This is a genomic window from Streptomyces sp. ALB3 (assembly GCF_044385685.1).
In the GTDB taxonomy this organism is placed as follows: domain Bacteria; phylum Actinomycetota; class Actinomycetes; order Streptomycetales; family Streptomycetaceae; genus Streptomyces.
Genome location: NZ_JBISCE010000038.1, coordinates 32,739 through 44,874, shown reverse-complemented (window position 1 = coordinate 44,874; position 12,136 = coordinate 32,739). Strand labels below are relative to the sequence as shown.

General features: G+C 72.9%; 10 protein-coding genes. 6 read left to right on the top strand and 4 right to left on the bottom strand.

The window, feature by feature from the left end; translation table 11 throughout:
- Window positions 1-17 precede the first annotated feature (17 nt).
- Together ACHFIV_RS24010 and ACHFIV_RS24005 are read left to right on the top strand one after the other, a co-directional pair.
- Complete coding sequence (locus tag ACHFIV_RS24010) at window positions 18-830, top strand: phosphatase PAP2 family protein (protein ID WP_398972664.1); 813 nt, start codon at window positions 18-20, stop codon at window positions 828-830.
- The gene (locus ACHFIV_RS24005) at window positions 827-1,816 is read left to right on the top strand and encodes a hypothetical protein (protein ID WP_398972661.1); all 990 of its coding nucleotides are present in this window, start codon (window positions 827-829) and stop codon (window positions 1,814-1,816) included. Before ACHFIV_RS24010 ends, ACHFIV_RS24005 begins: the two co-directional genes overlap by 4 nt.
- Here the strand turns inward: ACHFIV_RS24005 and ACHFIV_RS24000 are convergent.
- Together ACHFIV_RS24000 and ACHFIV_RS23995 are read right to left on the bottom strand one after the other, a co-directional pair.
- Complete coding sequence (locus tag ACHFIV_RS24000; protein WP_398972659.1) at window positions 1,813-2,382, bottom strand: PadR family transcriptional regulator; 570 nt, start codon at window positions 2,380-2,382, stop codon at window positions 1,813-1,815. The two genes, ACHFIV_RS24005 and ACHFIV_RS24000, sit on opposite strands and share 4 nt — an antisense overlap.
- A gap of 33 nt (window positions 2,383-2,415) precedes the next feature.
- On the bottom strand, window positions 2,416-4,431 hold the full coding sequence (locus ACHFIV_RS23995) for an oxidoreductase (RefSeq protein WP_398973014.1): 2,016 nt from the start codon (window positions 4,429-4,431) through the stop codon (window positions 2,416-2,418).
- A 205-nt stretch (window positions 4,432-4,636) separates the two neighbouring features.
- Here ACHFIV_RS23995 and ACHFIV_RS23990 point away from each other — a divergent pair, with 205 nt between their 5' ends.
- Together ACHFIV_RS23990 and ACHFIV_RS23985 are read left to right on the top strand one after the other, a co-directional pair.
- A complete protein-coding gene (locus ACHFIV_RS23990; protein WP_398972657.1) occupies window positions 4,637-5,170 on the top strand; it encodes a DoxX family protein in 534 nt (177 codons plus the stop codon).
- Between the two features lie 42 nt (window positions 5,171-5,212).
- The gene (locus ACHFIV_RS23985; RefSeq protein WP_398972655.1) at window positions 5,213-6,055 is read left to right on the top strand and encodes a DUF1206 domain-containing protein; all 843 of its coding nucleotides are present in this window, start codon (window positions 5,213-5,215) and stop codon (window positions 6,053-6,055) included.
- 66 nt (window positions 6,056-6,121) lie between these two features.
- Here ACHFIV_RS23985 and ACHFIV_RS23980 read toward each other — a convergent pair whose 3' ends face one another.
- The gene (locus tag ACHFIV_RS23980; RefSeq protein WP_398972652.1) at window positions 6,122-7,501 is read right to left on the bottom strand and encodes a cryptochrome/photolyase family protein; all 1,380 of its coding nucleotides are present in this window, start codon (window positions 7,499-7,501) and stop codon (window positions 6,122-6,124) included.
- Entirely contained in the window at window positions 7,498-9,009 is a 1,512-nt protein-coding gene (locus ACHFIV_RS23975) for an SDR family oxidoreductase (protein ID WP_398972649.1), read from the bottom strand. Before ACHFIV_RS23975 ends, ACHFIV_RS23980 begins: the two co-directional genes overlap by 4 nt.
- Before the next feature lie 306 nt (window positions 9,010-9,315).
- On the opposite strand from ACHFIV_RS23975, the gene ACHFIV_RS23970 reads away from it, so the two are divergent.
- Window positions 9,316-9,810 (top strand): MarR family winged helix-turn-helix transcriptional regulator, encoded by a 495-nt coding sequence (locus ACHFIV_RS23970; RefSeq protein WP_398972646.1) that lies wholly within the window; start codon window positions 9,316-9,318, stop codon window positions 9,808-9,810.
- Window positions 9,811-9,905: 95 nt separating this feature from the next.
- Window positions 9,906-12,035 (top strand): MMPL family transporter, encoded by a 2,130-nt coding sequence (locus ACHFIV_RS23965; RefSeq protein ID WP_398972643.1) that lies wholly within the window; start codon window positions 9,906-9,908, stop codon window positions 12,033-12,035.
- The last annotated feature ends 101 nt before the right edge of the window (window positions 12,036-12,136 follow it).

The window sequence follows — 12,136 nt, the reverse complement described above, 5'->3', positions numbered from 1 at the left end:
GCAAAGGGGCACGGGTGATGGACACCCGCAGTGAGCCTGTGGAGCGGGAGCCGGACGCCTCAGCCCGACCGCCCCTCGTCCGCGAGCTGCTTCTCGTAGCCGGACTCTTCCTCGTGTACAAACTCGGCCGGCAGGCCGCGAACGGCCACGTCGAGGAGGCCTTCCGCAACGCCGGACACGTCTGGAGCCTGGAGCGGGCCCTCGGTCTCCCCGGTGAAGGGGCCGTCCAGGGGGTCCTGCTGCACAGCCACACGCTCGTCCAGGCGGCGAACACCTACTACGCGGCCGTCCACTTCCCCGCCACGCTGGCGTTCCTGGTCTGGCTGTACCGGCGCCGCCCGCGCCACTACGTCCGCTCGCGCCGCGTACTGGCCGTGCTCACCGGCGCCGCGCTCGCCCTGCATCTGCTCTTCCCGCTCGCCCCGCCGCGGATGCTGCACGCCGCCGGTCTCGTCGACACCGCCCGGGCTTACGGCCCCACGGTGTACGGGGACACCCCGGCGACCGACTCGATGGCCAACCAGTTCGCGGCCATGCCCTCCCTGCACGTCGGCTGGGCCCTGGCCGTCGCCGTCGGCCTGATCGTCGCCACACGCTCCCGGTGGCGGATGCTGTGGCTCCTGCACCCGTTGCTCACCCTGCTCGTCGTCGTGGGCACCGCCAACCACTACTGGCTCGACGCCCTCGTGGTCTCAGCCCTGCTCGCCGTGGCCTACGCCGTGCTCCGGCTGCCCCGCGTGCCGGTCCGCGGGCACCGGCCCCGGCAGACGGTCGTCCCCACCCCCGGCTACGCGTCACCCGCCTACGCACGGCCTGGGGTACGGCGATGAACGCCACGCTCGTCGCCGTCGCCCTCTCCCTCGTCTCCGCCGGCGCCTACGCGGCCGCCGCGGTGGCGCAGGCCCGGCTCGCCGGCCGGGCCGGACGCTCCGGCGGAGCGCTGAGCCTGATGGGCCGGGGAGCCTGGTGGTCCGCGGTCGGCCTGAACGCCGGCGGGGCACTGCTGCACGTCGCCGCGCTGAAGTACGGGCCGCTCACCCTCGTCCAGCCGCTCGGCGCGCTCACGCTGGTCGCCGCGGTCCCGCTCGGGGCCCGTTCCGCGGGCCGCCGTGTCAGCCGCACCGAATGGCGCGGCACGCTCCTCACCCTCGTCGGCCTCGCCGCGCTGCTGCTCGCCGCGGGCGGTGCCGCGCCGCACGACACGCTGAGTCTTTCCGAGGCCCTGGGCGTCGGGGCCGCCACCATGGCGCTCGTCGCCGCTCTCAGCAGGCCGGGCACCCGGCCCGGTCTCCGCCACGCAGCGGCCTCGGGCATCACGTCGGGAGTGGCGTCAGCCCTCACCCAGACGCTGACGGTCGCAGCGACCGGCCACTCGGGTCCGCTGCTCAGCTGGCGCCTGGTGACCGTGGCGGTGCTCATCTCCCTCTTCGCGCTGGGCGGGCTGATGCTCTCCCAGACCGCCTACCGGGGAGGCCTCGGCGCCCCGCTCGCCGTCGTCACCCTAGCCAATCCGGTCGCCGCCGCCGCGATCGGCCTGATCCTGCTCGGCGAACGCCTGCAGGGCGGGGCGCTCGGCCTGGTCCCCGCGCTCGTCGGTGCCGCCGCCGCCGTGCGGGGCGTGATCCTGCTCAGCCGCGCACAAGGGCGCCCCGCCGCCGAGGCGCCTCCCGGCCCGCCCGGGGCCGTTTCCTCCCGGGTGGCCGCCCGGCAGCCGCCGAGGGTCGTCCTCGCGGGCCCGCCGCCGGCCGCGCCACGTGCCGGGGAGCCGTTCACCCTGCGTCCCGAGCCCGCCGGGACGGCGCGCGGGCCCGGTTAGGAACCCTCCTGGGGCCGGGGGGCGCTGCCGGCCCCGGGACCGGTCAGGTCGTCGATCGCCCGGGTCAGCCAGCCGGTCCAGAACGTCTCCAGGTCGATGCCCCCGCGCAGCACCAGGTGGCGCAGCCGGTCCTCGTCCGCGGTCCGTTCCGGCGGGAAGTCGCGGCGCTCGATCTCCAGGTACTCCGCCAGCTGCTCCTGATGCAGCACCAAGTGCCTGCGCAGCTCCCCGGCCAGCCCCGGGGCTCCGACCACGGCGGCTGCCCGCATCCGCAGCAGCAGCGGATCGCGGACGGGCCGGGGGTCCTCGGCGAGCGACACCCAGGCCGACAGCTCCTCGCGGCCCGCGGGCAGCACCTCGTACTCCTTCTTCTGCCCCCGGGCCGGCTGTGCGGCGGGCAGCACCCGGATGTGGCCGGCCTGCTCCAGCCGTCCCAGCTCGCGGTAGATCTGCTGATGGGTGGACGGCCAGAAGTAGCCGATCGACCGGTCGAACCTCCGTGTCAGTTCGAGACCCGACGACGGCTTCTCGAGCAGGGCGGTGAGGATCGCGTGCGGGAGTGACATGGAGTGCATCCTAGGCACCGTGGAACCGGGCGTTCACAGCTCCGCGGCGAGCTCCGTACCCTGGCGGATCGCCCGCTTGGCATCCAGTTCGGCGGCCACGTCGGCGCCGCCGATCAGGTGCACGGGCCGGCCGGCCGCGCGCAGCTCGTCGTACAGCTCGCGACGCGGTTCCTGCCCGGCGCACAGCACCACCGTGTCGACCGGCAGCAGGCGCTGCTCGCCGTCCACGGTGAGGTGCAGGCCCTCGTCGTCGATCCGGTCGTAGGACGCTCCCGCGATCATCGCCACGCCGCGGTGACGCAGTTCGGTGCGGTGGATCCACCCGGTGGTCTTCCCGAGCCCGGCCCCGACCTTGGTGGCCTTGCGCTGGATGAGATGCACCGTGCGCGGAGACTTCGGGCGTTCCGGTGTCCGCAGCCCGCCCCGGTCCGCGTACGCCGTGTCCACGCCCCACTGCCGGGAGAAGACCTCCGGGTCCAGGCTCGCCGAGTCGCCCCCGTCGGTCAGGAACTCCGCGACGTCGAAGCCGATTCCGCCCGCCCCCACGACCGCCACCCGGTCACCGACCTCCGCGCCGCCCTTCAGGACGTCCAGATAGCTCACCACGCTGGGGTGCCCCACGCCGGGGATCGCGGGAGTGCGGGGCTCGACCCCGGTGGCCAGGACGACCTCGTCGAAGCCGACGAGACCGGCGGCCGTGGCCCGGGTGCCGAGCCGGAGCTCGACACCCTCCTCTGCGAGGCGGGTACGGAAGTAGCGCAGCGTCTCGTCGAACTCCTCCTTGCCGGGGACCCGGCGCGCGACGTCGAGCTGGCCGCCGATCTCGTCGGCCGTGTCGAACAGCGTGACCGCGTGCCCGCGCTCGGAGGCCGTGACCGCGCAGGCCAGTCCGGCCGGCCCGGCGCCGACCACCGCGACGCGCTTGCGTACGCGGGTCGGTGAGAGCACCAGTTCGGTCTCGTGGCAGGCACGCGGATTGACCAGGCAGGAGGTGATCTGCAGGCTGAAGATGTGGTCGAGGCAGGCCTGGTTGCAGCCGATGCAGGTGTTGATCGCGTCGGCACGGCCCTCCGCCGCCTTCGCGACGAAGTCGGGGTCGGCGAGGAAGGGCCTCGCCATCGACACCATGTCCGCGCGGCCCGAGGCGAGGATCTCCTCGGCCAGTTCCGGGGTGTTGATGCGGTTGCTGGTCACCAGGGGCACGGAGACCGCGCCCCGCACCTTCTCCGTCACCCAGGTGAAGGCGCCGCGCGGCACGGACGTCGCGATGGTCGGGATGCGGGCCTCGTGCCAGCCGATGCCCGTGTTGATGATGGTCGCCCCGGCCGCCTCGATCTCCCGGGCGAGGTGGACGACCTCCTCCAGGGTGGAGCCCCCGGGCACCAGGTCCAGCATGGACAGGCGGTAGATCAGGATGAAGTCGGGGCCGACCCGCTCACGGACGCGGCGCACGATCTCGACGGGGAAGCGGATGCGGTTCTCGTACGAGCCGCCCCAGCGGTCCTCGCGGTGGTTCGTGGCCGCGACGACGAACTCGTTGATGAGGTAGCCCTCCGAGCCCATGATCTCCACACCGTCGTAGCCCGCCCGGCGTGCCAGCTCCGCCGCCCGGACGAAGTCCTCGACGGTCTCCTCGACCTCGTCGTCCGTGAGGGCGTGCGGGGTGAATCCGCTGATGGGGGCCTTGAGCGCGCTGGGCGCCACCAGGCCGGCGTGATGGGCGTAGCGCCCGAAGTGCAGGATCTGCATCGCGATCCTGCCGCCCGCGGCATGGACGGCCGCCGTGACCTCGGCGTGCTGCTCCGCCTCCGCCTCGGTGGTCATCTTGGCGCCACCGGGGAAGGAGCAGGCGCGCTCGCTGGGCGCGATCCCCCCGGTGACGATGAGCCCCACCCCGCCGCGTGCCCGGGCCGCGTAGAAGGCGGCCATACGTTCGAAGCCGCGCTCGACCTCTTCCAGGCCGACGTGCATCGAGCCCATCAGCACCCGGTTCGGGAGCGTGGTGAAGCCGAGGTCCAGCGGGCTCAGCAGGGTGGGGTACGGGCTCATCCGGGTCTCCTCGCAGGGGGCGTCGAGCCAGTTGTAGACCACCCGAGGGCCATTGTGCAACTAGTTGCACAATGGCGTTCGTCGCAGTCGCCCCAGGGCCGCTCCACGGATGGAGCAACACCACCGGCCTCGCGGCCCGGCCCGGACCAGAGTGGAGCCGTACGGCTCACCGCCGCTGCTCCTCCGTGTCGACGGGAGACACCCCATGACCTGCATCAACCGGCGTGACCTCGGACTTCTCGTCCTCAGGGTGGGCACGGGAGCCGTCCTGGCGGCCCACGGCAGCCAGAAACTGGGCGGGTGGTTCGGCGGTGGGGGCATCAAGGGGACCACGGCGGCGATGGAGGCCATGGGCTTCCACCCGCCCAAGCACAGCGCCCTGGCGGCCGGACTCGGCGAGGCGGGCGGCGGGGTGCTGCTGGCGCTCGGCCTCGCCACACCCGCGGCCGGCGCCGCCGCGGCGGGCACCATGGCGGGCGCCGTCGCCGTGCACGCGCCGGCCGGCTTCTTCGCCATGGGCGGCGGATACGAGTACCCGGCCTTCCTCGGCTTCACCGCCGCCGCGATCGGGCTGACGGGGGCCGGACGCTACTCCCTGGACCACGCCACCGGGCACGTCCTCGACCAGCCGTGGGTCGTCGCCCTCGCGTTCGCGGGCAGCGCCCTGGCCGCCGCTGCCGTCGTCGGCCGGCGGGCCAAGGGGCAGGCGGCGAACGAGCCGGGGGACGAGGGCGCGTAGCTCTCCGGCATTGATCGCCTTTTCAGGGGCATCCGGCAGTGCATGAATGCGAACGCGCTGTCGATGAGAGCACATGGCCAGGCCAGAAGAGCCGCCCGCAGCCGGGCCATGGACGTGGGAGCCCGTGCCGGCTTCGTGGCGCGGGGCGTGATCTACCTGCTCGTGGGCCTGCTGGCCCTGCGCATCGCCTTCTCCGACGGCGGCGGGAAGCAGGCCGACCGGGGTGGGGCCATCGCGGAGATCGCGGAGAAGCCCTTCGGGAACGTCCTGCTGTGGGCACTCGGTGTGGCACTGGCCGGTATGGCCCTCTGGCGCCTGTCCGAGGCGTTCTTCGGTACGGCGGGCCCGGACGGCAACAAGCCGAACAAGCGGGCCATGGCCGCCGGGCGCTTCCTCTTCTACGCCTTCGTGTCGTACTCCGTGCTCTCCTACGCCGCCGGGGACCAGGGCAGCGGCAGCGGATCGAGTGACCAGCAGACCGACGACGTCACGGCGCGCGCCCTGCAATGGACCGGCGGCCAGTGGATCGTGGGTATCGTCGGCGCCGGTGTGATCTGCGCCGGCCTCTGGATGGCGTACCGGGCCGTCACGCGTAAGTACCACAAGCACCTCAAGATGGGCGAGATGACGAAGAAGGTCCGTCAGGCCGTCGACGTCACGGGCGTGTTCGGCGGCACCGTGCGCGGCGCGGTCTTCGCCACGGCGGGCGGATTCGCGGTGGCCGCGGCCGTCCGGCACGAACCGGGCCGCGCCAAGGGCATGGACGACACTCTGCGTTCCTTCACCGAGACGCCCGCAGGGCCCTGGCTGCTCGTGCTCATAGCCCTGGGGCTCGCGGCGTTCGGCCTCTTCTCCTGGGCCAACGCCCGCTACCGCAAGATCTGAGGCGGAGCCCGGCCGCCGGGAGACGCCACCGGCGGCGCTCCCGGCCCCTCAAGTACCGGCCGCCCCTCAGTCGAGTCCTCGCGCCTCCTTGAACCGGGCCAGTCCCTCCGGCAGCCGGACCACCGGCTCCGGATAGGCGTAACGGGCCCGCTCCTGGTCCGGCAGTTTCCACGGCTCGTGCACGGCGGGTCCGGAGAGCCCCGCGAGTTCGGGCACCCAGCGACGCACGTACGCCCCGTCGGGGTCGTAGCGTCCGGCCTGCGTCACCGGATTGAGCACCCGGTTGGGCCGGCTGTCCGTGCCCGTCCCGGCGACCCACTGCCAGTTGAGCTGGTTGTTGGCGATGTCGCCGTCCACCAGCAGGTCCAGGAAGTGACGTGCCCCGGTCCGCCAGTCCACGTACAGCGTCTTGGTGAGGAAGCTCGCGGTCAGCAGCCGCCCCCGGTTGTGCATCCAGCCCTCGTGGAGCAGCTGCCGCATCGCCGCGTCGACCACCGGATAACCCGTGCGCCCCTCCTTCCAGGCAGTCGTCTCGTCCGCCGCCGCCCGGCCGGTGCGCCAGCGGTCCCCCCGTGTGCGGTAGTCGGAACGGGCCGCCGCCGGGCGGGCGGCGAGGACCTGGTGGTGGAAGTCCCGCCAGCACAGCTGGCGTACGAAGGCCTCGGCACCCGGTCCCCCCGCGGAGCGGGCGCGGCGGACCAGCTCCGTGGGGGAGAGCGTGCCGAAGTGCAGGTGGGGCGACAGCCGCGAGGTCGCGTCCCCCGCGAGGTCGTCGTGGCGCTCCTCGTAGTCCGCCAATCCGTGACCGCACCACGCGGTGAACAGTCCGCGCCCCTCGGCCTCCCCGCCCTGTGCCAGGCCGGGGGACAGCCCGCGCACACCGTCCCGCGACGGCAGAGGGGCGGATACCGGCCCCTCGGGCACAGGCACGGTGCGGGGCGCTCCGAACGGGGAACGGAGCCCTTCCTCGGACCACCGGCGGAAGTAGGGGGTGAAGACGGCGAAGTGGTCCCTGCCCGCCCCGGAGGGGACCACGGTGCCGGCCGGGACCACGGTGCTCACCGCGTCGTGCACGCTCAGCCGGCAGCGCACCGGCGCGAGCACCTCACGCAGCCGCTCCTCCCGGCGCTGCGCGTACGCGCTGACGCCCGCCGCCACATGGACCACCCCCGCCCCCGTCTCGGTGACGGCTCTGCCGACCTCGTCGGCCACGTCCCCCTGGCGGACGATCAGGCGCCCGCCGCGCTCCCGGAGCCCGGAGTCCAGGTCCCGGAGGCAGTCGGCCAGGAACGCCCGCCGGTTCGGGGCGCCGAAACCGGCGGCCTCCACGCCGTCGTCCAGGACGAACAGGGGCACCACCTCGTCGGCCGAGACGAGCGCCGCGTGCAGCGGGGGATGGTCGTGCAGCCGCAGGTCGGAGGTGAACAGGACGATCGCCACGGTCACAGCGGACCCCCCGCGGCGCCCCGGGCCGCCGCCCGGGCGATGTTGCGTGCCATCCCGCCGAAGACGACCGCGTGGAAGGGGGACACGCTCCACCAGTACGCGTGGCCGAGCAGCCCGGCCGGATGGAAGACGGCGCGCTGCCGGTAGCGCGACCGCCCGTCCTCTCCCTTCTCCGCGTACATCTCCAGCCAGGCCAGGCCGGGCAGCCGCATCTCCGCGCGCAGCCTGAGCAGCCGGCCGGGCTGGAGTTCCTCGACCCGCCAGAAATCGAGCGAGTCCCCGACCCTGAGCCGCTGGGCGTCCCGCCTGCCCCGGCGCAGGCCCACGCCGCCGATCAGCCGGTCCAGCCAGCCCCTGACCGCCCAGGCCAGCGGGAACGAGTACCAGCCGTTGTCACCGCCGATCCCCTCGACGACCCGCCACAGGGCCTCGGGGGAGGCGTTCACATCGAGCTCACGCACGTCCGTGTACAGACTCCCGCCCGCCCACTCCGGGTCCGTGGGAAGCGGGTCACTGGGAATGCCCGGAGTGGACGCGGACGACCACCGTGTCGTCACCCGTGCCTCACGCACCCTCTGCAGCGCGAGCGACAGAGCCGTGGCGAAGGAGAAGGGCTGCCCGGGGCCGTCCGGGACGTGCTCGGCGATGTCGTGCTCGTGGCACACGACCTCGTAGCGCAAGGACTCCGCGAGCGGCCGGGCGATCGAGGCGGGCACGGGGGTCACCAGGCCGACCCAGTGACTGGACAGGCCCGGTGAGAGCATCGGCACCGGCAGGATCAGCCGGTGGCGCAGCCCGGCGACCTGCGCGTACTTCTGCATCATGTCGCGGTACGTCATGACGTCGGGACCGCCGATGTCGAAGGTGCGGTTCACGTCGGCGGGCATGTGCGCACTGCCCACGAGGTAGCGCAGCACGTCCCGCACGGCGATCGGCTGGATCCGTGTCGACACCCAGCTGGGAGTGACCATCACCGGCAGCCGCTCGGTGAGATAGCGCAGCATCTCGAAGGACGCCGAGCCCGAGCCGATGATGACCGCGGCGCGCAGCGCGGTCGTCGGGACGCCCGAACCGAGCAGGATGCGCCCGACCTCGGCGCGCGAACGCAGGTGCGGGGACAGCTCTCCCACGGGGACGCCGGCGGGGGTGAGCCCGCCCAGATAGACGATGCGCCGGACACCGGCCGCCTTCGCCTGCTCGCCGAAGATCCGGGCCGCCTCACTGTCGGTCTTCTCGAAGCCGGGTCCGGCGGTCAGCGCGTGGACCAGGTAGTAGGCGATGTCGATGCCCCGCATCGCCGCGCCCACGGACTCCGCGTCGGTCACGTCCCCCTTGACCACGTCCACCTCACCCGCCCACGGGTGGTCCCGCAGCTTCTCCGGGCTCCGCGCCAGGCATCGCACCCGGTGGCCCGCCTCCAGGAGCCCGGGGACGAGGCGGCCCCCGATGTAGCCCGTCGCGCCCGTCACCAGACACCGCGGTCCTGCGCTGTCGTCGTTGCTCTCCATGACCCCTCGCTCCGGCTCGTGTCCTTCTCCCACGGTGTCCCCGTGCGGGCGGTTCCGCTTGCCGGCAGGCCCTGACGCGCCGAAGCCCACCCCACCGGGTGGCGGGGCAAGGCCGCGCGTCCCCACGAGCGTTCACGACTTCCCCCGTACGCGGAGGACCCGTACCCGTCGAGCCGATCCCGGGCCCGTGCGGAGACACCGAGGGCGGTACGCACAGCCGCCGCGTTCTCCGGGGCTGACGGGGGAGGGAGCCGGCATGCTTGCCGCGGGCGCCCCGCGCGGCGGTACGCGCCCTAGTATGAGGCGGTGAACAGTGCAGACGACCCTCGCGACGGATCCGGCACGGAGGCGGCGGGGGTGTCGGAGCTCCAGGCCCTGGCCGTGGAGCTGCGCCGGATGAACGGTGAGATCAACCGGCTGGTTCACTCGTTCGCGCAAGCCCAGGGCCTGCACGCGACCGACGTCCAGGCGCTGGGCGCGATCCTCGACGCCGACGTGCCGCTGACTCCCGGGCGTCTGCGTCAGCACCTCGGTCTGACGTCGGGCGCGGTCACCGCGTGCCTGGACAGGCTCGAGCGTTCCGGGCACATCAGGCGCGCGCGGGAGAGCTCCGACCGTCGTGTCGTGCACCTGTACTACGAGCCCGGGGCCAGGGCGGCGGCACGGTCCTTCTTCATGCCCCTCGCGGAGGCGGCGGCCGGCGCGCGCCGGCACGCGGAGCCCCAGGAGCTGGAAGCCGCCCTCCGGTTCCTCGGCCGGATGAACGGTGAACTCGGCCGGATGCAGGCTCCACGGCGCTGAACGGCCGCGCCGGTGCGGGATCACACCTCGGGGCATGTAATCTCAATCATTGAGATACATCATGATTGAGAGATCGCGGCCGACCCAGGAGTGCCATGTCCACCGCATCGAAGCCGGTTCGCCGGCTGATGTTCGTCCCCGTGTTCCTCGTGCTGGCCTGGCTCGTCGTCGGCGGTGCCTTCGGCTCGTACGCCGGGAAGCTCGGGGAGGTAGCAACCAACGACCAGGCCTCGTTCCTGCCCCGAAGTGCCGAGTCCACTCAGGTCGTCGAAGCCCAGAAGGAGTTCAGCCGGCAGGAGACCATGCCCGCCATCGTGGTCTGGACGTCGGACGAGGACGGCGGGAAGCTCGGTCCGGAGCAGCAGAAGGAGGCGACTGCCGCCCTCGCCTCGGTCGAAGGCGGGCCGGGGGTGGCCGGCGGGGTGAGCCCGGCGCTGCTGTCCGAGGACCGCGAGGCCCTGGAAGGCGTCGTCCAGCTGAGGCCGGACCTGGAGGACGAACTCCCTGACGTGCTCGCGGACATCAGGACCGCCGCGGAGGGCGTACCGGGAACGGTGGTCGGGCTGGCGGGCCCCGCGGCCTCCCAGGCCGACCTGTCGGACGCGTTCGCGGGTATCGACGGACTGCTCCTCGGGGTCGCGCTGGTGACCGTGCTCGTCATCCTGCTCCTCGTCTACCGGAGCGTCCTGCTTCCCCTGATCATCATCGTCGGCGCGGTCTTCGCGCTCGGCGTGTCCTGCGCGATCGTCTACGTACTGGCCGACCACGACGTCCTGCGGGTCGACGGCCAGGTCCAGGGCATCCTGTCGATCCTGGTCATCGGCGCCGCCACCGACTACGCGCTGCTGCTCACCGCCCGCTTCCGTGAGGAGCTCGGGCGGCAGCCGGACCGGTGGGCGGCGATGCGCGCCGCCCTCCGGGAGTCCGTCGGTCCGATCACGGCCAGCGCCGCCACCGTGGCCCTGGGGCTGCTGGCCCTCCTGCTCAGTGACCTGACCAACAACCGTGCGCTCGGACCCGTGGGTGCCATCGGCATCGTGTGCTCGGTCCTGAGTGCTCTCACCTTCCTGCCCGCCGTCCTGGTGCTGCTCGGCAGGGCCGCGTACTGGCCGTCCGGCCCGAAGAAGGGGCAGACCGAGGCCGAAACCGGTTCCACGGGCATCTGGGCGCGGATCGCGGGGCTCGTCGACCGCTCCCCGCGCAAGGTGTGGGCCGTCACACTGGTCGGCCTCGTGGCCTGTGCGGCCTTCATGCCCACGCTCAACTCCAAGGGTGTGCCCCTCGAGGAGATCTTCGTCAACGACGCCCCGTCCGTCACCGCGCAGGAGACCCTGGGCCGGCACTTCCCCGGCGGATCGGGCAACCCCGCCGTCGTGATCGCCGACGCCGACCGGTCGAAGCAGGTCGCCGCCGCCGCCGGCGAGGTCCCCGGTGTGGCGAGCGTGTCCGTGATGACCGCCTCCGGGCGCCCGGGTGCCGGGGAGCCGCTCGTCGTGGACGGACGGGTCCGCGTCGACGCCACCCTGGAGGACGCCGCGGACAGCGACGCGGCCAAGGAGACCGTCACGCGGTTGCGCGAAGCGGTCCATGCCGTTCCCGGCGCGCAGGCGCTCGTGGGGGGCTACACCGCTCAGCAGTACGACACCCAGAGGACCGCCGAGCACGACCGCAACATCATCGTGCCTGTGGTGCTGGTCATCATTCTCGTCATCCTGATCGGCCTGCTCCGCTCGCTCCTGATGCCGCTGCTCCTCGTGGCCACGGTGGCGCTCAACTTCCTCGCCACCCTCGGTGTCTCGTCGCTGGTCTTCGAGCATGTCTTCGGCTTCAGCGGCACCGACTCCTCCGTGCCGCTGTACGGATTCGTCTTCCTGGTCGCCCTCGGTGTCGACTACAACATCTTCCTGATGTCGAGGGTCCGCGAGGAGTCCCTGATCCACGGCACCCGTGAGGGCGTCCTGCGCGGACTGACCACCACGGGCGGGGTCATCACGTCGGCGGGTGTGGTCCTGGCGGCCACCTTCGCCGCCCTGGGGGTCATCCCGCTCGCCTTCCTGGTGCAGATCGCGTTCATCGTCGCGTTCGGCGTCCTCCTGGACACCCTCGTCGTGCGCTCCCTCCTGGTGCCGGCGCTGGTCAGGGACATCGGACCCACCGCCTGGTGGCCGGGCGCGCTGAGCAAGGGGCGCGAGAAGGCTGTCGAGGGTCAGGGGTCCTTGCCCTAGCGGGGGCCTCCTGCCCCGGGTGAGCCGGGGGCAGGCGAAGGCCGGGGGAGGGCCCGGGGCGACCGCGAGGTGCTGCCCCGGGCCCTCCGCCGTGTGCGCCG